This is a genomic window from Collinsella sp. CLA-ER-H10 (genome assembly GCF_040092475.1).
Taxonomy (GTDB): Bacteria; Actinomycetota; Coriobacteriia; order Coriobacteriales; family Coriobacteriaceae; genus Collinsella.
In genome coordinates this window covers 104174-125136 of record NZ_JBBNLM010000006.1, presented here as the reverse complement: position 1 = coordinate 125136, position 20963 = coordinate 104174, and the positions used below count along the sequence as shown (strand labels likewise).

Genomic DNA, 20963 nt, shown 5'->3' with positions numbered 1-20963 from the left:
CGCAGTTCACAGGCACCTTTGTGGTGGTTTTTGCTTTTGCGATGCAGCTCGAGGAGGAGTCCGATGGTCTATATCCCGTTTTGGATTTGCATCTTTGCCGGCGTGGCAATTGATGCCCGAGAGCGACGGTTTCCCAATGGGCTTGCCGGCGCATGTGCCGTGGCGGCGTTGGCGGGCGTTTGGCTCGACCTCGGTTTGAACACAGCGCTTGACCACGCCGGTCTTGCGGTCATCGTCTACCTTGGCCTTGTGCTTACCGAGTCGCTCTGGCGTAGAGTTCGCCACGCTCCTGGCATTGGCATGGGGGACGTCAAGGCACTCTTTGCCCTTTGTACCTTCGATCCCCTGGGCGGCGTTGTCGCGTTTGCGGTTGCGCTCCTGACCCTTGCCGTCGCTTGCCTCATCGCAAAATCGCGCTCCCTGCCATTGCTCCCGTTTTTAGTTCCGATTTTTGCCATAATCGAGGTCGTGGGCTGCACTTTGTAACCGATTGCGCATCCTTTTTAAGGAGCATGCCATGGAATCTAATCAAGAAACGGCCGTCATTAAGGCGCGCATGGACCGTATTCCCTCGGCGTTGTCGCCCGAGCTTGCCGAGCGCATTGCCGCCGATCGTGCTTCGGGCTATATCAACCCGTATCGTTGCAACGATGATCAGGTCATTCGTCGTATTGATCGCGCCGCCGACAAAGGCACGCTTATGCGTCCGGCGTTTATGCGCGATACCGAAAAGATACTTCATCTTCCGGCGTACACCCGTTATGCAGGCAAAACGCAGGTCTTTAGCTTCCGTAGCAATGATGATCTTTCACGCCGCGGTTTGCACGTACAGCTTGTCTCCCGCATTGCGCGCGATATCGGTCGCGCCCTGGGGCTCAATTGCGATCTGATCGAGGCGATTGGCCTGGGTCACGACTTGGGACACACGCCTTTCGGCCATGCCGGCGAGCGCTTCCTCAACGATATCTATCATGAGCGTACGGGGCGTTATTTTTTCCATAACGTGCAGTCGGTTCGCGTGCTCGACGCGTTGTATGGCCGCAACGTGTCGCTCCAGACGCTCGACGGCGTGCTATGCCATAACGGCGAGTACGAGCAGCGTGTGTTTGAGCTCTCGGACATGGGCTCCTTTGACCAGTTTGACCAGACGGTTGAGGATTGCATTGCCACGGGCTATAGCGCAATTGAGCATCTGCGTCCCATGACGCTCGAGGGCTGCGTCGTTCGCATCTCGGATATTCTTGCCTACGTCGGTCGTGACCGTCAGGATGCGATCGCGGCGGGCCTGCTTTCGCCCGACGCTTTTGATGATGGCCGGGGCGGTGCCTACAACAGTTGGATCCTCACGCATGCCTCCATCGATATCGTTGAGCACAGCTATGGTAAGCCGCGCATCGAGATGAGCGAGGACCTGTTTGAGGAAATTCGCCGAGCCAAGCGCGAGAACTACGAGAAGATCTATAGCAAGGGCGGTATCGAAGGCGATTCCGAGGCGGAGCTGCGCGAGGCGTTCGTAAAGCTCTACGACCGTTGCCTGCGGGATCTAAACAGTGGCGACGAGTCCTCTTACATCTTTAAGCACCATATTTCGCGCATTGAGCAGCAGCTTTCCTACTATGATCGCACCTATGCCTGGCAGGACGACAAGGATCAAGCCGTGGTGGATTATATCACGAGCATGACGGACGGTTATTTCTGCGAACTGACGAGCAAGCTGTTCCCTGGTCTGGAGTTTCCGCACCGTACCTATATTAACGAACGGTAGTTCGTATTAATTCGGTATACTGTTAGTGGAAAACGTATTTGATTGATACACGGGATGGCTATGGACGACCTTTTTTCTGCTTCGACGCGCGAGCGTTCCTTTCAGAATGCGCCGCTTGCGGTGCGCATGCGCCCTAATTCGCTCGACGAGTACGTGGGCCAGCAAAAGGCCGTCGGTAAGGGTTCATGGCTGCGTGCCGCGATCGAGCACGACGTGCTTTCGAGCGTGATTCTGTACGGGCCTGCCGGTACGGGCAAGACGACGCTGGCCCACATTATCGCCAACCATACCAAGAGCGAGTTTGTCGAGGTCAGCGCCGTCACGGGTACCGTGAAGGACCTGCGTCGCGTGATTGATGAGGCCAAGACGCGCCTGAATACGTACGACCGTCGCACCATTCTATTTATCGATGAGATTCACCGCTTCTCTAAGTCGCAGCAGGATGCCCTGCTGCATGCAGTTGAGAACCGTACCGTCATTATGATTGGCGCTACGACGGAGAATCCGTACTTCGAGGTAAACTCGGCGCTGCTCTCACGTGGTCGAGTCGTGGAGCTTGAGCATTTAAAGGACGAGGATATCGCCATGCTTATCGAGCGTGCGCTCGAGGCACCGCAGGGCTTGAACGGTAAGTTCTCGGCCGATGAGGATACGGTCAAGACCATCTGCACGCTGGCAGCGGGTGACGCTCGCTCGGCGCTCACGACGCTCGAGCTTGCGAGCGAGATTGCCGTCACGCGTCCCGATACCGAGGGAACGCCAGCGCCCGCGGCGGGGGAGCGCTATCCCATCACCGTGGATGACGTGAAGATCGCCAACCCGCGTCGCGGCTTTACGTATGACAAAAACGGCGACATGCACTACGACATCATCAGTGCGTTTATAAAGTCTATGCGCGGTAGTGACCCCGATGCCACGATCTATTGGCTCGCGCGCATGATAGATGCGGGTGAGGATCCTAAGTTTATCGCCCGCCGCATTATGATTCAGGCTTCTGAGGACGTTGGTAATGCCGATCCGCAGGCACTTTTGGTGGCGCATGCCGCGTTTAAGTCTGCCGAGGTCATTGGCTATCCCGAGTGCCGCATTAACCTTGCTCAGGCTGCACTCTATGTGTGCTTGGCGCCTAAGTCAAACGCATGTGAGGCCTCGATTGACGCGGCGTTGGCCGATATTCATAGCAGCGGTTTACGTGAGGTGCCGAGTTATTTGCGCGATCGTCATCGCCCAGGTAGCGACGAATACGGTGTATACAAGTATCCGCATGATTATCCCGAAGGCTGGGTCGATCAGCGCTATTTGCCCGAAGGCTTGGAACGCGGTGCATTTTGGCAGCCTGCCGGCCGCGGTTGGGAAGAATGGCGCGTAGAGCAAAGTGAACGCGACCGCAGCGGGAATGCACCGAAGTAGCTGCTGATAATTTTGTCCCACGTTGCTGCTCATGGCATGTTCGGTCCCCTTTGGGGTACCATGGAAACCGTCTGTATATCGATTCCTTTGGGAGGCTTGTATGAGTCCCATTCAAATCGCTCTGCTGCTGCTCGCTGTTGCCGGCGTGTGGGCCATCGTTGAGCTCGCGCTTACCCTGCGCAAGACCCGCACCGTTGTCGACTCGCTCGATAAGACCGTTAACGACCTCAACAACACCATCGCCGAGGCTCAGCCTGTGGTGGCAAAGCTCGATGGCGCTGTCGATGAGCTTACGCCGGCGCTTGCCCAGATGGAGCCGCTGCTTAAGTCGAGCAAGACGGCAGTTGATGCCCTTACCTCCAATCTCGTAGAGGTCGAAGCCGTGGTTCGCGACATTTCTGAGGTCACCGGTAGCATGGCCGAGGCCAGCAATGCTGTGTCGAGCGTGACCGACTCTGCCGCCGGTGCTGTGCAGAAGCTCTTCAATAAGGTGAAGGCTCCTGCAGCTGAAGCCGAGCGCAAGCTTTCCGCTGCCGCCGAAGAAGCCGAGCAGCCGACCGAGCGCGTCTTGATTGGCAAGGCGGAGGACGAGGCCGCCGATGGCGCAGATGTGGCTCAGAAGTCTGCATCCAAGCGGGCTCAGTATTACACCTATACACCCTCCGAGACCTCTGAGGAGTCCTGCGATGAGTAGCGAAGCAACCTGCCCCATCACGCTGACCGTTGCCGGCGACCCGCGTCTCGCTCGCCTTGTGCGCATGACGGCAGCCAACGTTGGTGCCCTGTGTTCCATGTCTGTCGATCGCATCGAGGACATCCGCATGGCTGCCGAGGAAGCCTTTATCTTTGGCTGCACGGCTGTTGATTCCGACGACATCTCAATCAAATTCGATGTCGATGAATCTCACGTTGGCATGACCTTTACCTTTGGCGATCAGGCCACCGTCGACGAGGATGACCAGGCTGCTGTTTATGCCGAGCTTATTTTGGCGAGCGTGTGCGACTCCTACGAAAAGACTGCGGCGCCCCTGACGCTTTCCCTCGACCTCAAGGCGGATATTTAATATGACCGAACGTTCCCGGAGCGGCAAGACCGCTTGGGACAAGGAGAAAACCCGCGAGCTGTTTCGTCGCTACAAGGAGACCGGTGATCCGGACGCCCGCGAACAGCTCGTCATGTCCCATATGAACCTGGTAAGGTTTCTTGCCAACAAATTTAAGAATCGCGGCGAGCCGCTCGACGACCTCATGCAGGTCGGCTATCTGGGTTTGCTCAAGGCTATCGACCGCTTTGACCCCGAGCGCGGACTCGAGTTCACGACGTTTGCGACACCCACTATCCTGGGCGAGATCAAACGCCATTTCCGCGACAAGGGCTGGAGCGTGCGCGTACCGCGTCGTCTGCAGGAGCTCTCGGCCAAGGTCAACCAGGCTACTGACAAACTTACCAACGAGCTGCAGCGTTCGCCCAAGGTTGAGGAGATCGCTGAGTATCTAGATGTGACTGTCGATGAGGTCCTCGAGGCTATGGAATCGTCTTCGGCCTATACCTCGGTGCCCATCGAGGCTCCTGGTGCGTCCGATTCCGACGATGCCCCCTCGATTCTCGACCGTTACGCCGACGACGACAACGAGCTCGACTTTACCGATGACCGTCTAGTGATCGAGGAAGCCATCCGTGATTTCTCGCCGCGCGAGCGCGAGGTGATCGAGCTGCGCTTTGTGAAGGGCATGACCCAGATCGAGATCGCCAAGAAGCTTGGTATTTCTCAGGTGCAGGTTTCGCGTCTGCTGCGCCGCACGCTTAAGAAGATTCAGGACAAGATCGACCCCGACGGAGTGATGATTCGTTCATGAGTGAGCACCCCCAACAAACCGATCGCGTGCTGCGCGACACCCGCATTCTGACGCTGCGCATTTGGGCTGTTGTCGGCTGCATTGTTATTGCTGCTGTCATCTTTAACCTTATGGGCATCCTGGCACCGGTTATCGAGTTTCTCGCTGTTGGTTCCATCATTGCCTTTGTGATGTCCCCGATCACCAACTGGCTCGAGCACCATGGCGTGAATCGCGGCATCGGTTCGCTTATCGCGCTTATTGTTGTTGTTGCCGTGCTCGTCGGTGTCGTTTGCATCTTGTCGCCGATTCTCTTTGGCCAGATCATGGAAGTCCTGAGCCGCCTGCCCGAGCAGCTTCGTGTTGCTGGTGGCGATCTCAACGAGATGATCTCGCATGCCAAGACGCTCAACAACACGCCGCTCAAGGAGTATTTGGACGATAATCTTTCGTCGCTTGTTACCGTGGCATCGAAGTACGTGTCTCAGATCGCTGCCGAGCTTGGCCGCGGTGTGTTCCCGCTCATCACCAATATGGCCTCGCAGTTGTTCGTGATCTTCCTTGGTCTGGTGCTTGCGTATTGGATGGCCTGCGACTACCCTCGCATGCACCACGAGATTTGCACCATCATCGGTCAGGAGAAGGAGACCTCGTACCGCTTTATGGTCGCCATCCTTTCTCGCTCTGTCGGCGGCTACATGCGCGGTATGGTCGTGACGTCCATCTGCGGTGGTTTCCTCGCCTTTATCGGTTTTATGATCATCGGCCATCCGTATGCGGCGCTCATGGCTATCTTTACCGGCATCATGCATTTGGTTCCAGTCGTCGGTCCTTGGGTGAGCGCAGCAATCGCCACAGTGCTCGGTTTCATGTTCAGCCCCATGTTGGCGTTATGGACGCTTGTCGTGACGATGGTCGCGCAAAACGTCACCGATAACGTGATTTCGCCTAAGGTCATGCAGAGCTCAGTGCAGGTGCATCCCATTATGAGCCTTACGGCTCTCGTTATTGGTTCGGCACTCATGGGGCCCATCGGCATGATTATTGCCATCCCGCTTTGTGCGGCCCTCAAGGGCATCTTCGTGTACTACTTCGAGAATGAGACCGGCCGTCAGCTTGTGGCCTATGACGGAGCCGTGTTTAAGGGCACGCCGTATCGCGATGCCGATGGCAATCCGGTCGCCGCCTACGACGCGCTCGGCGACGACACCTTCATCTATGAGTCCGAGCTCATCGGTAACGAGACTGCGCCCGAGGCCAAGGCCATGCCCAAGCCCGAGCTCGATAATCCCTGGATTAAGCTCTCGGGCCTGCAACCCGATGCCACGGGCTTCTTCAAGAACCCCTTCGCCAAAGACGATGATTCCAACTCGGACGACGATACCAATACCGGCATCGACGGCTCCATGGACGATGATGACAACTAGCGGGGTAATTTGAGTCAACATTCATACGCGCTAACATGCAATTTCGCTGAAGGGCCGGTATTGTGCCGGCCCTCTTTTTTGCATGTGTGCGGCGGGATGGTAATATCGTTACGTTTGAACTGTTTCGATGTGAAACCGAGGAGATTCCCTCTATGAGTGCTGACTACCCGTCAATGACTACGGCCGAGATCCGCTCCAAGTTCCTCAACTTCTTTGAGGAGCGCGGTCTTAAGCTCTATCCTTCTTCGTCCCTCGTCCCCGATGATCCCTCGCTGCTGCTTGCCAACGCCGGCATGAACCAGTTTAAGGAGTACTACCAGGGCAAGAAGACCATGAAGGAGATCGGCGCGATCTCTTGCCAGAAGTGCGTCCGCACCAACGACATCGACTGCATCGGCGAGGACGGCCGTCACTTGTCGTTCTTCGAGATGCTCGGCGATTTCTCTTTTGGCGGCGTCTCCAAGGAGCAGGCTTGCGCCTGGGCCTTTGAGCTCATCACCAAGGAGTTCAAGCTGCCGCTCGATCGCCTGTACTTCACCGTCTTTACCGAGGACGACGAGACCCACGACGTGTGGCGTTCTCTGGGCGTTGCCGAGGACCACATCTCCCGCCTGGGTGAGGACGACAACTTCTGGGCCGCTGGCCCCACCGGTCCCTGCGGTCCGTGCTCCGAGATCTATTTTGACATGGGCGAGGAGGTCGGCTGCGGCAGCCCCGACTGCAAGCCCGGCTGCGACTGCGACCGCTTCCTTGAGTTCTGGAACCTCGTGTTTACCCAGTACGACCGTCAGGAGGACGGCTCCATGCCGGAGCTGCCGCACCGCAACCTCGATACGGGCATGGGCCTGGAGCGCATGGCTGCCATCATGCAGCACAAGACCGCCAATTACGACGGCGATCTGATGCAGCACCTCATCAAGCTGGGCGAGGAGATCAGCGGCAAGACCTATGACGCCGACGATTACTCCGGCGCCAGCCGTTCTCTTCGCATCATCGCCGACCACTCCCGTGCCGTCGACTTCATGATCTCTGACGGCATCCTGCCCGGTAACGAGGGTCGCGAGTACGTCCTTCGCCGCCTGCTCCGCCGCGCCGTGTTCCACGGTCGTCTACTGGGCATCGAGGGCGCCTTCCTGACCAAGTTCATCGACGAGGTCAACGCTCAGATGGGCGAGGCCTACCCCGAGCTGCTCAAGAACGTCGCGCTCGTTAAGGGTATCGTCGCCTCCGAGGAGGAGCGCTTCTCCACGACGCTCGACAACGGTCGCGTCTACCTGGATGAGGCCCTGGCAGCGCTTGCCGAGGGTGCTGCGCTTCCGGGCGATGTTGCCTTTAAGCTGCACGACACCTTTGGTTTCCCCATCGACCTGACCGTCGAGATCGCCGGCACCGCTGGTCACGACGTCGACATGGACGGCTTCACTGCCTGCATGGAGGACCAGAAGGCCCGCGCTCGTGCCAACGCCAAGGGCGATGCCTGGGGCAGCTTCAACGACGTGTGGGTCGAGCTTTCCGACAAGGTCGCTGCGACCGATTTCGATGGCTATGACAACGACGTCATCGAGGGCGCCAAAGTAGTCGCCATCGTTCGCAACGGCGAGTCCGTCGAGTCCGCTGCCGCCGGCGAGGACGTCGAGGTCGTGCTCGACCGCACCCCGTTCTATGCCGAGATGGGTGGCCAGCAAGGCGATGCCGGCAAGCTTTCCGCTGAGGGCGTTGTTCTGACCGTTGTCGACACCAAGAACCACAACGGCCTGTATGCCCACGTCGCGCACGTTGCCGATGGTACGCTGACTGTCGGTGCCGATGTTACCGCCGCGCTCGACGCTGAGCGCCGTGGCTTCCTGCGCCGCAACCACACCGCCACGCACCTGCTCGACGCTGCCCTTAAGCAGGTCCTGGGCGAGCACGTCTCCCAGGCCGGCTCGCTGGTGACGCCCGAGCACCTGCGCTTTGACTTTACGCACTTCGAGGCTCTGTCCTTCGAGCAGCTCAAGGCTGTCGAGGACCTGGTCAACCAGCAGATCTTCGCTTCCAAGCCGGTCGTGACCCGTGTCATGGGCATCGACGAGGCTAAGGCTGCCGGCGCTGTCGCTCTGTTTGGAGAGAAGTACGGCGATGTCGTCCGCGTCGTCTCCGTGGGCGCCGAGGACCAGCCGTTCTCCCGCGAGCTCTGTGGTGGCACCCATGCCGCCAATACCGCCGAGATTGGCCTGTTCAAGATCATTTCCGAGTCCTCCACGGGCTCCAATGTCCGCCGTATCGAGGCCGTGACCTCTAAGGGTGCCCTCGACTACATGGCCGACCGCCTGGCGCTCGTTGACGCCGCCGCCGCTGCGCTCAAGTGCCGCGTCGACGAGGTTCCCGCCCGCGTGGAGAACCTGCAGGCCGAGCTGCGCGAGACGTCCAACAAGCTCAAAAAGGCTCTGACCGGTGGCTCCTCCGACGCCATTTCCAGTGCCATCGAGGGTGCTGTCGAGCTCGGCGGCTACAAGCTAGTCGTCGCTGAGCTCCAGGGCCTTGAGGCTGCCGACCTGCGCAACGTATGGGATACCGTGCATCAGAAGGTCGCCGGCCCTGTCGCTTGTGTCGTCGCCAGCGTGACTGAGAAGGGCACCCCGGCCCTGCTCGCCGCCGGCTCTGATGACGCCGTCAAGGCCGGTTTCCACGCCGGCAACGTGATCAAGCAGATCGCGGGCCTGGTCGACGGTCGCGGTGGCGGCCGTCCCAACATGGCTCAGGCTGGTGGCAAGAACGCCGCCGGCATCGCCGATGCCCTCGCGGCCGCCAAGACCGCGCTCGGCGCCTAAGAATCTAGGTAGTCGCTGTGGTCGCGCTTGCGCTGGACATAGGGGAGACCAGGATCGGCATCGCCGTCTCGAGCCGTGATGGCAAGATGGCGATGCCCGTCAAGGTGCTTCCGGCTGCCGAGGTCACTGGCATGGCAAAGACGTTTCGCTACTTGGTCGAGGACTATGAGCCCGATATCCTGGTAAGCGGACGTCCCTTGACCATGGCTGGTGAGCCCGGCCCCCAGGCCGAGCGCGTTGCCGCCGTGGCGCAAAAGATTGCCGACGAGCTCGATCTTCCGCTGGAGTTTGAGGACGAGCGTCTGTCCTCGCAAGAGGCCAAGCGTATCCTGCGCGAGCAGGGCCTCAACGAAAAGCAGATGAGGGGCAAGATTGACATGATCGCCGCCAGCCTGTTCTTGCAGACATGGCTCGATCGTAAAAACGAGGAGGTTTCGCATGCCTAGCGCTTCCGATCCGCGCCGGCAGAGTCGTCAGGGTCAGCCCTCGTCGCGCCCTACTCAGCCTGGTCAGCGCCCTGCGCAGCCGACGCAGCGCGCAGCTCAGCCTGCCGCGCGTCCGGTGCAGTCCTCCTCTCGTTCGGCCCAGCCTGCTCAGCGGACGGCTCAGCAGCCTTCTGCTCGTTCGGCCCAGCCTGCAGGCGGTACCCGCTTTAAGCAGCAGGCATCTACCCAGCGAGTGCAGGCCCCCCAGTCGCATTCGCATCACGCTCTCGGTTCCCACGGCGTTGCTCCGGCTACGCGCTCGAGCTATAACACTCACGTCCGCCGTGGTACACAAAAGAAAAGCTCCCCGGTGCCTATGATTATCGGTGGCGTCGTCGCCGTGCTTGCGCTTGTCGCGATCGTTTTCTTTGTCGTGCCAGCCGTCAAGGGCTTCTTTGGCGGTGAGGATGCGAAAGTCGCTGCTGGCCAGCAAGTTACTATCACGATTCCCGACGGTGCCTCGGGCGATACTATCGCCTCGATTCTCTCTGAGAACCATATCGTCGAAAATCCCAAGGATTACTATGCGGCGGTGAAAAAGCTCAACGCCGATATGTCGCTCAAGCCTGGTGATTATTCGTTCACCACACTCATGGATGCGACCAAGGTTGTTCAGCAGCTCATGGAAGGCCCCAACGCGGGCTCCAATGCGCTGACTATCCCTGAGGGCCTAATGGTCGATCAAGTCGCCGACCGTGTGGCCCAGGCCTACGACAGCATCTCTAAGGAAGACTTCCTCAACCAGGCCAAGGCCTCCAACTACGTTGACGACTATAGCTTCCTTAAGGGCGCCGCCAACGATTCGCTCGAGGGTTTCTTGTTCCCCAAGACCTATTCGCTGGGCGATTCGCCGACGGCCGATGACGTGATTCGCGCCATGCTCGATCAGTTTAAGACCGAGTACAAGTCGCTTGACTTTGCGAGCTGCGAAGCCAAGATCAAGGAACGCTACGGCGTGGAGATGTCCGACTACGACATCGTCAACTTGGCCTCTATCGTTGAGCGCGAGGGCCTCAACGCCGATCAACGTGCGCACGTGGCCTCGGTCTTCTACAACCGCCTTGCCGGCAAACTCGACGGTCTGCGCTATCTCAACAGCGATGCGACCATGATGTATGTCACCGGTGGCGAGGTTACCGCCGACGACCTGCAGAGCGATAGTCCGTATAACACCTATAAGCACGAGGGCCTACCGCCCACGCCCATCTGCTCTCCATCGCTCGAGGCACTCAAGGCCACGCTTGAGCCGACCGACTCCGATGACCTGTATTTCTACATTACGCAGGACGAGGAGTACTTCTCGCAAACCTACGAAGAGCATCAACAGTCTTGGAATTAGCATGAGGATTTTTAGCCCCAAACGATACGTTGCCTCGGTCGATCGCATCGATCTCGATACCCTGTGGGCCGACGGCAAACGCGCCATTCTGCTCGATCGCGATAACACCCTGGTGCCGCGCGACACCGAGCAGGTCCCCGCCGCGATTTCCGCTTGGCTCGACGCCGCCCGCGCCAAAGGCTTTAAGCTGTGCATGGTGTCCAATAACTGGCATCGCGACCAGGTCATGGCGTCGGCACGCGAGCTGGGACTCGAGGCCATCAGCCACGCCATGAAGCCGGCGCCGTTTGCCCTCAAGGCGGGTCTTAAGCGCCTCGGCGCCACGGCTGACGAGGCGGTGCTGATCGGTGATCAGCTCTACACGGACGTGTGGAGCGGCAACTTCGCCGGCGTCGATACCATCCTGGTAAAGCCGCAGGCGACGCAGGACCTGTGGTATACGCAGATCTTCCGTATCTTTGAGCGCCGGGCCCTGCGCGACCTTCCTTGCGAGGAATAGGTCTCGTCATGTCCCAGCACATCAAACACGGCTGCGACCATATCTTCTTTATCGGCTTTTTGGGCGCGGGCAAGTCGACGCTTGCGCGCAACGTGGGCACCATGTTCAAGCGGCGTTTTATCGATACCGACCGTCTGGTCGTGCGCCGTTGCGGCAAGTCGGTAACCGAGATTTTTGAGACCGAGGGCGAGGATCGTTTTCGCGAGCTCGAGACCTCGGCGCTCCGTTCGCTCCAAAGCGAGCGCAGCCTGTTGGTTTCGTGCGGGGGCGGTATCGTCGAAACGCCGGTGAATATTGAACTGATGCACGAAATGGGTACGTGCGTGTACCTCGAGGGCGACTTCGAGGATTCGATTCGACAGATTCGTCGGTCCGACACGCGCCCCGATTTCCGTTCGCCCGAGCATGCTGCGCGCCTGTTTGAGCATCGCCGTCCGCTGTATCGCCAGGCCGCCGACCTTACCCTTGATATTCGCAACAAGTCCTTCGAGGACGTTTCCTACCTTTGTGCCGAGATGCTTTTGGAGCGTGGGCTGCTATGATTCGTCGTCAACTGATCAATTTCCAAAACCGCAGCGTCGATGTCCGTGTCGGATTGGGCGCGTTCGATGAGTTGTCGCGCATGTTTGCCTCGACTGTGGGCAAGCCTAAGCGCGCGATGGTCGTTTGGAAAGACGCCACATCCAAGCGTTTTGGTGAGGTCGTCGAGCATGCGCTGGTCGACGCCGGTTTTGCCGTGTCGCCGCTAGTCCTCGAGGTTTCGCCTGCTGGTGCCACGCTGGCCGATGCCGATGCGATCTTTGGCGCCCTGTCTGCCAACGGCGTTACCTGCGACGATCTGGTTGTCGCCGTTGGCGATGCCGCAACCTGCTCGGTTGTTAGCTGGTGCGCCAACCAGTGGTGTGGCCGAACCGAGTGCGCGCTGCTGCCGACGACCTTCGACGCCATGCTCACGGTCGCGACGACCATGAAGCCGCTCGTCGCCTCGCCGGCGAATGCGCTTCCCGCTATCGCGTTCCGTCCTGAGCCGGGCTTGGTCGTGTGTGACCTCGACCTTGTTCGCGAGGCGGACCCCGAGTACCTCAAGTTCGGCTATGTGGTGCTTGTTGGCACCATGCTTTCGAGCAGCAAGTCCCGCTGGAATCAGTTTACTGAGACCGTTCCCGAGATTCTCGCGGGCGAGGAGGTCGCGCTCCTCAATGCAGTTCAATGGTCTCAGACTGCCCGCAAGGACGTACTGATGGCCACGAACCCGAGCGCCCGCCATGCGCTCGATTTTGGCAAGACGGGGGAGCGTACCCTGCGCGCTTGCTTGGGCGATGCTGCTTCGCAGGTTCCTGCCTACCAGCTGTTGTCCGAGGGCATGCGCTTTGAGGCGCGCCTAGCACATGATGCCTGCGACTTCGATATCGATTACGTCTTTGAGGTCGATGACTGCCTAGAGGACTTTGGTATCGAGGAACTTGCCCTCGATCTGGAGCCTGCCGCATATATCGAGGAGTTCCGCAGGCAGCAGTTCGCTCGCTCGAATCGCAGCATGCTGCCGCTGCCCGCGGCACTCGGCGCCATTCGCCTAACGAGCGTTGAGGACGAGGTTCTTGAGCGCCATGCTCACGCTTACTTGGCTTCTCGCAAAGAACTTCTCTAAGATTTATTGACATCCATCGTCTTTCGTATCATGTTGAGGGACGGGTTTCCAATCGGTTGCGGTTCGCATGCGATTCCGACGTTCGGTTGAGACCCGTCCCGTCTTTATAGAGACAATAAGAAAGGAATCTGCATGTCTGAGTTTGCTGCCGGTCCTGCCGGTCGTATCGAACGTGTCCGTGCCCTGATGGTCGAGCGCGGCTACGACGCTATCGTGGTACGCGACGAGGCCAATCTTCGTTGGCTCACGGGCGTGAAGGGCGTCTTCGACTACACCTTCGAGTTCCCGCACGCGGCGTTTATTACGGCTGACCAGTGCCTGTTCCATACCGACTCGCGCTACCTCAACAGCTTTGAGGAGAACACGCCCGCCGGCAGCCCCTGGGTCTACGACATGGACGAGGGCACCATCCCCGGTTGGGTCGCCGGCAAAATCGCGGCCAACAAGTGCCGCGTCTGCGCTGTCGAGGACGACATGCAGATCAACTTCTATCAGGGTATTCAGCGTGGTCTGGAGGATCGTTCCGTCGCCTGCATGCTGTCGCTGATGCATGCCGACATTCGCAAGATGCGCGCCATCAAGGACGCCGAGGAGATCGAGCTCATGCGCCATGCGCAGTCGATCACCGACGCCGCCTTCCAGCACATGCTCGGCTTTATTAAGCCTGGTATGACCGAGAAGCAGGTTCGCAACGAGCTCGAGAACTTTATGTTCGCCAACGGCGCCGATAGCCTTGCCTTCGGCTCCATCGTGGCGAGCGGTCCCAACACCGCCAACCCGCATGCCGTGCCGAGCGACCGCGTGATCGAGAAGGGCGATTTCGTTCTCATGGATTATGGCGCGGGTTATTGCGATTACCGCTCCGACATGACGCGCACTGTCGTGATGGGCGAGCCCACCCAGGAGCAGCTCGACCTGTACGCACTCGTGCGCCGTACGCACGAGGAGTGCGTCGCCGCCATCCATCCGGGCGTTGAGGGCAACGACATTTTCAAGCTTTCCAAGAAGATCATCGGCGATGCCGGCTATGGCGATTACTACAACCATGGTCTGGGTCACGGCGTCGGTATCGACATCCACGAGCTGCCCAACTTTAACCGCAGCAAGAACACCATCGCGATCGGCTCAGTTATCACCATGGAGCCCGGCGTGTACCTGCCCGGTGTGGGCGGCGTGCGCCTGGAGGACTACGGCGTCGTCACCGAGAACGGATATGAGCCCTTCACCAAGACCCCGCACGACCTGCACGTCATCGATTGCTAGCCCATTTCGATAGATTTTTGGGGCGGGGCGTCCGAAATGATTCGGGCGCCCCGCGTTCTCTTTTTATGCGCTCGCTGCAGGCGCCGTCTGCAAGTGTATAATTTCGGTCGTATGTAATTTGGACGCTTGTGCGTTCTGCCCATAACAAGAAAGGTCGCTATGCCTACCATTTCTACCGCCGACTTCAAGAACGGCCTCGGTCTCCGCATTAAGGACAAGGTCTACACCATCGTCGAGTTCCAGCATGTCAAGCCGGGCAAGGGCGGCGCGTTTGTGCGCTACAAGACCCGCGACATCAAGAGCGGCCGCGTCGTCGAGAACACCTGCAACGCCGGCACCAAGTTCGAGAGCGTCATGCTCACCACCCGTGAGTTCCAGTACCTCTACAACGATGGCACCGACTATATCTTCATGGACAACGAGTCCTATGAGCAGGTTCCCGTTCCCGAGGACATGGTGGGCGAGAACTCCAAGTGGCTGCGCGAGAACGACGTCTGCCAGCTGCTCTTCGCCGACGATGAGCTCATGGGCGTGACCCCGCCGATGTTCATCGAGACCACCATCGTCCAGACCGACCCGGGCTTTAAGGGCGACACCGTCCAGGGTTCCACCAAGCCGGCCACGATCGACACCGGCGCTGTCATCCAGGTCCCCATGTACCTCAACGAGGGCGAGGTCATCAAGGTTGACACCCGCGACGGCAAGTTCGTCTCCCGCGTCTAGCAACCAACTCTTATAGGAGGACTCATGCCCCAGGAAATCAAGATTGACGGCATCGGCATTTCGCCCGATGTTCTGACCGCCATCGTTTCGCGCGCCGTGTCGGATGTCGAGGGCATCGCCTCCGTTGGCGTCAAGGACCTTGCCACCAACCTTGTCTCCATGATGCTCTCGTCTAAGGCCCCGGCTTCCGAGCCGGCGGTCGAGGCCGAGGTCATCGGCGACAAGCTCGCACTCACCGTGCGTGTCGTGGTGTTCTTTGGCTATCCGTTCAAGAAGCTCGCCGAGGCCGTTCGCGCCGCCGTGGTCGCTGCCATCGATGCTCAGGTGGGCGTTGAGGTCGAGCGCGTTGACGTTTGCATTGACGGCCTCGTTTTCCCCAAGGAGTAACCTTTGAGCCTTAAGGTTTATCGCGGGCGCACGCTTGCCCGCAGTCAGGCGCTGCAGCTGCTGTTCCAGGCCGAGGCCACGGACAGTCCGCTCGAGCGCGTCCTCGAGGGCGATTTCCTGATCTCGAAGGGTCCCCTCGACCCCTATGCACTGGAGCTTTGCCGCGGTGCCTACGAGCACATCGATCGCATCGATTGTGCCCTGCGAGCCGTCGCCAAGAACTGGGATCTTATGCGCATGCCCGGTGCCGACCGCAACCTGCTGCGTATCGCCGTCTACGAGATGCGCTTCCTTACCGACGAAGAGGTCTCGGACGCCATCGTCATCAACGAGGCCGTTGAGCTTGCCAAGGCTTATGGTACCGACCAGTCCGCATCGTTTGTCAACGGCGTGCTGGGCAAGATCGCTCGCAGCGAGGAACTGCCGGGCGAGGACCTGTACCAAGAGCTGCTGGCCGAGGATCGCGCTCGCGAGGAGGCACAGGCTGCCGAGGCAGCCGCCAAGGTCGCTGCTGCTCAGGCTGCTGCCGGTGTACTTGCCGAGGACGCGGACGCTGCTGGGGCCGTCGAGGCCGACTCCGTCGAGGAGTAGCCATGCCAGAGGGTTCTGTCCGCAACTTTGACGAGATTTCGGACCGTCTGGACCAGATCATCGCTACCGTTCGCTCCAAGGATACCTCCTTGGAGCGTTCACTCGATTTGTTTGACGAAGCGATTGAGTTGGGTTCCCGCGCGGTCGATATGGTCGACAAGTTTGAGTTGACGCCGCGAGAGGCCGACAAGCTCGAGCAGGAATACGATGAGGATGCGGCAAACGAATCCCAGGATAGCTAGGCCGCATCTCCGGATACGAATGGTTGATGGCATTCATGAAACGCGTGCGTCTTGATGACGAACTGATTTCACAGGGCATCTGCGCCGATCGCGCGGATGCCCTTCGCACTCTTATGGCCGGCTTGGTCTCGAGTGGCGGCGAGCGCTTGACTTCGCCGGGTCTTAAGGTGACCCCGGGCCTGTCGCTGCACGTGAAGGGGTGCATTCCCTATGTTGGCCGCGGCGGTCTTAAGCTCGAAGGCGCACTTGATGCGTTTGGCATCAATCCGACGGGCCTTGCCTGCCTGGATGTGGGCTGCTCTACCGGCGGCTTTACCGATTGCCTGCTCAAGCGCGGAGCTGCGACCGTTGTCTCGGTGGACGTGGGTCGCGCCCAGTTCGATTGGTCGTTGCGTCAGGATGATCGCGTGACGCTGCATGAGCGCACAAACGTGACGCAGCTGCCTGAGCTTGGCTATGCCGGCGCCATCGACCTGGCTGTGTGTGATGTCTCGTTTACCAGCATCGCGAACATTATCGATGCGGTACTGGCGTGCATGGCTCCTACGGGTGCATTCTGTACGCTCGTAAAGCCGCAGTTTGAGGCTCCGGCGGCGCTGGTGGGCGAGGGCGGCATTGTGACCGATCCCGCCGTGCGCCGCGATACACTCGTGGCGGCGGTTGAACTCTTTGCTGCCAAGGGCCTGTTTCCGGTCGATGTGTGCGTGTCACCCATTCATGGTGCCAAGGGCAACGTTGAGTTTTTCCTGTACGGCACGAGGTTTGCCCCCGGCGAACGCACCGACGATGAGCTGCAATCCCAGGTATCGGTTATGAGCGAGAAAGCTGCAACGCTATGAAGGTCTTTCTGGTTCCCAATTACTACAAGCAAGAAGCGGTCGAGAGCGGCCTGATGCTCGAGCTTTGGCTGACGCGCCAGGGCTATGATGTCGCATGGGCTGCCGACCAGCGATCCAAGATTCAGAGCACGCCTGATATTGACGGCTCCGATCTGGTCATTACGCTCGGCGGCGACGGTACGTTGCTACGCGCTGCCCGCATCCTCAACCATCGCGAGATTCCTATCCTCGGTCTTTCCTATGGTCACCTGGGCTTTTTAACAGCTGCGAGCCCCGAGGAGCGCGACATTCTGCAGGTCGTGAGCGACGCCCTTTCCGGCGAGCTGCACGTGAGCCGTCGCGCCACCATCGCCGCGGATATCGTGTCCGTGCGCGAAGACGGTACGAAGGATGTCGTGCGCACCTTCGCCCTCAACGACATGGCGCTTACCCGCGGTCCGCTGTCCGATATGGTCGAGTTTGACATCACGGTGTCGGGCCACCATATCGACCGACTGCGTGGCGACGGCGTGGTCGTGTCCACGGCGACTGGTTCTACGGGTTACGCGCTCAGTGCCGGTGGCCCCATCGTGAGCCCCGACTATACGGGCATGGTCTGCGTACCCATTGCGCCGCACACCATTCAGGCCCGTGCCTTCTTGACTTCGCCGAGTGATGTCGTCGAAATCTTTATGTCTGATGATCGTCCGAGCGTTCCGGCGATCGCTATCGATGGACAGTTTATTACCTGCGATGGCACCGTTGAGAGCGTGGCGGTGCGCCGCGGGCCCGGAGATGTGTTGCTGCTGGATTACGGCCCCGAGAGCTTCTATAACTCGGTGAGCCGCGTATTCTACGGAGTCCGTCATGATCGATGAGCTGCAGGTTTCTAACATTGCGCTCATTCGCGAGGCGACGCTGCTGCCGAGTGCTGGCCTGACTGTCCTGACCGGCGAGACCGGCGCCGGCAAGACCGCGCTGCTCTCGGCCCTCAAGCTTATTTTGGGTGAGCGCGCGGATTCGTCTACGGTGCGCGAGGGCGAGGCGCTGGCGAGCGTCGAGGCGCGCCTGTTTGACGGCCCGCACGACACGGAGGGCTTCACCGTGCAGCGCAGTCTTTCTGCCGAGGGCCGCAGCCGCGTGAAGATTGACGGCCGCATCGCCAGTGTGCGCGAGCTTTCGGAGCGCGTTGGCGTGATGATGGATCTGTGCGGCCAACACGAGCACCAGCGCTTGCTCGATCCGGCGCATCATGTTGCGATGGTCGATGCCTGGGCAGGGCGCCCTGCACTCGAGGCGCTCGAGCACTACCGTGCTTGCTTTAAAGCCTCGCGCGCGGCTGCCAAGGAGGTCCGTCGCGTCGAGGAGGCCTCACGTGCGCAGGGGAGCCGCGTCGAGGAAGCGCGCTTTGCGCTCGAGCGCATCGGCGAGGTCGACCCCAAACCGGGCGAGTATGAGGAACTCGAGGAACTGCTGCCGCGCTCCGAACATGCCGAGGTACTGGTTGCCACGGCTAACGATGCCCATGGATCGCTTGCCGCCGAAGGGGGAGCGCTCGATGCCGTGAACAGCGCCGTGGCAGAGCTTTCCCGCATGGCTACCGTCGATCGCAAACTGGGCGATATTGCCGATGCGCTTTCGGATGCCTGTATTTCCCTTGAGGATTGCGCGAACGAGCTTCGTGCCTATCGCGATGGCGTCGCCTTTGACCCGCGCGAGCTCGCTCGCATGCGTGAGCGGTATTCCGACCTCAAGGGCCTGTTGCGTCAGTGGGGTCCCACCATGGACGATGTTTTTGCCATGCGCGATCGCTCGCAAGAGCTGCTGTCCCTGGTCGATGATGGCGATGAACAGATCAGAAAGGCGCGTGAGGCACTCGGGAGCGCCGAGCACGAGTTGTTTGCCGCTGCCAAGGCACTTAAGCGCGCCCGTAATACGGCGGCCCCGCGCTTCTGCCACGAGGTGGGCCGCCAGATGGCTCGCCTGGAGATGGGCGGCGCCGAGCTCGTCTGGGAGTCACGTGATCTTCCCCGTGCTGAGTGGACGCCGGTTGGTCCTTCGAGCTACGAGCTGCTATACCGCAGCGGTGCCGGTTTGACGCCGCGCCCCCTGCGCCGCATTGCGTCGGGCGGCGAGCTCAGCCGCGTCATGCTGGCAAGCAAGGTTGTTCTCGGCAATGCGGACGGCGTCGACACTCTGGTATTCGACGAGGTCGATGCCGGTGTCGGCGGCTCTACGGCTCGTGCTCTTGCTGGTGTGCTGGCCGATCTTGCCGCTACTCATCAGGTCATCGTCGTAACGCACCTTGCGCAGGTTGCGGTCATGGCCGACAAACATTATGTTGTCAGTAAGGAACCGGGCGATGTTCCCCAGACGCATTTGGACGAGGTAACCGGCGAAGCGCGTACCGCCGAGATCGCCCGCATGTTGAGCGGCGATCAATCGGAGGCAAGCCTGGCGCACGCCAGGCAGATGCTTGCGGAGGCGCGTGCCTAGGCGGAGCCGCCACATGCATGTCCAACCCGGCCGCCACGAAACGGGTCCATCTACTACGTTTGGTAGGGCATCGGCAACTATGCCAAGAATTGCAAAAAGAAAACCGCAGGTAGAACACCTGCGGTTTTCTCTATTTTGGGTGTATGGTTGGCGGTTGCGGTTAAACGTAGTAGATGGGCGGGTTTCGTGACGAGAGGCGTCTATCGGCACCCCAATCTACCTACTCAACGACCTTGTCCGGCTGGATGAGCTCCTCGTAGTAGCTGATATGCTCACGCGCGTCTTCAATCTCGGGCAGCAGGAAGTTGTAGATGACCTCGATGATCATCGTGGCGCTCATCTTGGAGAACGCGAAGTCGCCCGTTGTCAGCAGTGCTTCGTGGTTGACGGTATTAAAAGTGTAGTCTGCCAGGCGCGCGAGTGGAGACTTGCTGTCGCTGCTGATGACGACTACGGTTGCGCCGCAGTCGCGAGCCGCTTTTGCCATGCGATTCAGTCGGCGCGATTTGCCGGAGTTTGAGATTAGCACGATGACGTCACCCGGGCGCAACGTGAGCGCAAAGCCGATTGATGTCTCGCTAATGGTACTCGTCATGCAGCGCAGACCCAGCTGCGAAAACTTAAATGTCGCGTCGAGCGCGACCGCGTTTGTATTGCCCACGGCGGCGAACTCAATAACGCTGGCATTCTTAAGCGCGTGTACAACTGCGGTCAACGTGTCGTGATCAATGCCGTCGATGGTCGCATTAAGCTCACTCACCTTGGCGGCGAGGATATTTTTAAGGCTCTGCTCCATGTTGTCGAGCGAGACCTCGTCGGTCAGGCCCTCGTTGCGCTGACTCTCTAAGTCGCGTGCCAAAGAAAACTGAAAGCTGCGGAAGCTGCCAAAGCCCAGCTTGCGGCAGAAACGCGAAACGGTCGCCTCGGACGTGGCGGCAGCGCGCGAGAGCTGAGCGGCCGTGAGGCGTGGCGCTTCGGACTGGTGCTCCAATATATAGTCGACAATGCGCTGCTCGGACTCGCTGTATCCCTGATGGGTACTAATGAGGGAAAGTGCGCTCTTGCTACTATCGGTCATGGATGGCTCCTGGTTGGCATGAAAATCTAGCTTGATTTGCAATGCCATAGTATACGGGCATTTTCAATTACAAGATACACCTTGCCGTTTCAAGTGTTGATGGTAAACTTTCACTTGCCGTTTACGGTTATGAAAGAACCTTTCAC

22 protein-coding genes are annotated in these 20963 nt (G+C 59.6%); 21 read left to right on the top strand and 1 reads right to left on the bottom strand.

What is annotated here, in order from left to right:
- Positions 1–63 precede the first annotated feature (63 nt).
- The 21 genes from AAAX36_RS04655 (at position 64) to AAAX36_RS04555 (ending at position 19739) form a co-directional block, all read left to right on the top strand.
- Entirely contained in the window at positions 64–486 is a 423-nt protein-coding gene (locus tag AAAX36_RS04655) for a prepilin peptidase (RefSeq protein WP_161115825.1), read from the top strand.
- Between the two features lie 31 nt (positions 487–517).
- Positions 518–1765 (top strand): HD domain-containing protein, encoded by a 1248-nt coding sequence (locus AAAX36_RS04650; protein ID WP_349074276.1) that lies wholly within the window; start codon positions 518–520, stop codon positions 1763–1765.
- A gap of 60 nt (positions 1766–1825) precedes the next feature.
- Positions 1826–3175 (top strand): replication-associated recombination protein A, encoded by a 1350-nt coding sequence (locus AAAX36_RS04645; protein WP_349074274.1) that lies wholly within the window; start codon positions 1826–1828, stop codon positions 3173–3175.
- Between the two features lie 100 nt (positions 3176–3275).
- Positions 3276–3869, top strand: a complete 594-nt coding sequence (locus AAAX36_RS04640) for a hypothetical protein (protein WP_349074272.1) — start codon at positions 3276–3278, stop codon at positions 3867–3869.
- Positions 3862–4239 carry a hypothetical protein gene (locus tag AAAX36_RS04635; RefSeq protein ID WP_022094590.1) on the top strand — a complete coding sequence of 126 codons (378 nt, stop codon included), beginning with the start codon at positions 3862–3864 and terminating at the stop codon, positions 4237–4239. Before AAAX36_RS04640 ends, AAAX36_RS04635 begins: the two co-directional genes overlap by 8 nt.
- A gap of 1 nt (position 4240) precedes the next feature.
- Complete coding sequence (locus tag AAAX36_RS04630; RefSeq protein ID WP_022094589.1) at positions 4241–5032, top strand: RNA polymerase sigma factor SigF; 792 nt, start codon at positions 4241–4243, stop codon at positions 5030–5032.
- Positions 5029–6438, top strand: a complete 1410-nt coding sequence (locus AAAX36_RS04625; RefSeq protein ID WP_349074271.1) for an AI-2E family transporter — start codon at positions 5029–5031, stop codon at positions 6436–6438. The genes AAAX36_RS04630 and AAAX36_RS04625 overlap by 4 nt, the downstream gene beginning before the upstream one ends.
- A 152-nt stretch (positions 6439–6590) precedes the next feature.
- A complete protein-coding gene (gene alaS / locus AAAX36_RS04620; RefSeq protein ID WP_349074269.1) occupies positions 6591–9248 on the top strand; it encodes an alanine--tRNA ligase in 2658 nt (885 codons plus the stop codon).
- Positions 9249–9265: 17 nt separating this feature from the next.
- Complete coding sequence (gene ruvX / locus AAAX36_RS04615; protein WP_035138185.1) at positions 9266–9694, top strand: Holliday junction resolvase RuvX; 429 nt, start codon at positions 9266–9268, stop codon at positions 9692–9694.
- Positions 9687–11072 (top strand): endolytic transglycosylase MltG, encoded by a 1386-nt coding sequence (gene mltG, locus AAAX36_RS04610; RefSeq protein WP_349074267.1) that lies wholly within the window; start codon positions 9687–9689, stop codon positions 11070–11072. Before ruvX ends, mltG begins: the two co-directional genes overlap by 8 nt.
- Before the next feature lies 1 nt (position 11073).
- Positions 11074–11571: a YqeG family HAD IIIA-type phosphatase gene (locus AAAX36_RS04605; RefSeq protein ID WP_035138189.1), complete on the top strand. Its 498-nt coding sequence runs from the start codon at positions 11074–11076 to the stop codon at positions 11569–11571.
- An 8-nt stretch (positions 11572–11579) separates the two neighbouring features.
- Positions 11580–12113, top strand: coding sequence for a shikimate kinase (locus tag AAAX36_RS04600; RefSeq protein ID WP_035138190.1), 534 nt, complete (start codon positions 11580–11582; stop codon positions 12111–12113).
- Positions 12110–13219, top strand: a complete 1110-nt coding sequence (locus AAAX36_RS04595; RefSeq protein ID WP_349074263.1) for a hypothetical protein — start codon at positions 12110–12112, stop codon at positions 13217–13219. Before AAAX36_RS04600 ends, AAAX36_RS04595 begins: the two co-directional genes overlap by 4 nt.
- Positions 13220–13351: 132 nt before the next feature.
- Positions 13352–14482: a Xaa-Pro peptidase family protein gene (locus AAAX36_RS04590; protein ID WP_349074262.1), complete on the top strand. Its 1131-nt coding sequence runs from the start codon at positions 13352–13354 to the stop codon at positions 14480–14482.
- A 159-nt stretch (positions 14483–14641) separates the two neighbouring features.
- On the top strand, positions 14642–15205 hold the full coding sequence (gene efp / locus AAAX36_RS04585) for an elongation factor P (RefSeq protein WP_117799248.1): 564 nt from the start codon (positions 14642–14644) through the stop codon (positions 15203–15205).
- Positions 15206–15229: 24 nt separating this feature from the next.
- A complete protein-coding gene (locus tag AAAX36_RS04580; RefSeq protein ID WP_035138197.1) occupies positions 15230–15592 on the top strand; it encodes an Asp23/Gls24 family envelope stress response protein in 363 nt (120 codons plus the stop codon).
- A gap of 3 nt (positions 15593–15595) precedes the next feature.
- The gene (gene nusB / locus AAAX36_RS04575) at positions 15596–16183 is read left to right on the top strand and encodes a transcription antitermination factor NusB (RefSeq protein ID WP_346963840.1); all 588 of its coding nucleotides are present in this window, start codon (positions 15596–15598) and stop codon (positions 16181–16183) included.
- 2 nt (positions 16184–16185) lie between these two features.
- Positions 16186–16425, top strand: coding sequence for an exodeoxyribonuclease VII small subunit (locus AAAX36_RS04570; RefSeq protein ID WP_006233978.1), 240 nt, complete (start codon positions 16186–16188; stop codon positions 16423–16425).
- Between the two features lie 35 nt (positions 16426–16460).
- A complete protein-coding gene (locus AAAX36_RS04565) occupies positions 16461–17264 on the top strand; it encodes a TlyA family RNA methyltransferase (protein ID WP_349074280.1) in 804 nt (267 codons plus the stop codon).
- Positions 17261–18121: an NAD(+)/NADH kinase gene (locus AAAX36_RS04560; RefSeq protein WP_349074258.1), complete on the top strand. Its 861-nt coding sequence runs from the start codon at positions 17261–17263 to the stop codon at positions 18119–18121. Before AAAX36_RS04565 ends, AAAX36_RS04560 begins: the two co-directional genes overlap by 4 nt.
- Positions 18111–19739, top strand: coding sequence for a DNA repair protein RecN (locus AAAX36_RS04555; RefSeq protein WP_349074256.1), 1629 nt, complete (start codon positions 18111–18113; stop codon positions 19737–19739). The genes AAAX36_RS04560 and AAAX36_RS04555 overlap by 11 nt, the downstream gene beginning before the upstream one ends.
- A gap of 220 nt (positions 19740–19959) precedes the next feature.
- On the opposite strand, the gene AAAX36_RS04550 is transcribed toward AAAX36_RS04555, so the two are convergent.
- Complete coding sequence (locus tag AAAX36_RS04550; protein WP_349074253.1) at positions 19960–20817, bottom strand: MurR/RpiR family transcriptional regulator; 858 nt, start codon at positions 20815–20817, stop codon at positions 19960–19962.
- Between the last annotated feature and the right edge of the window lie 146 nt (positions 20818–20963).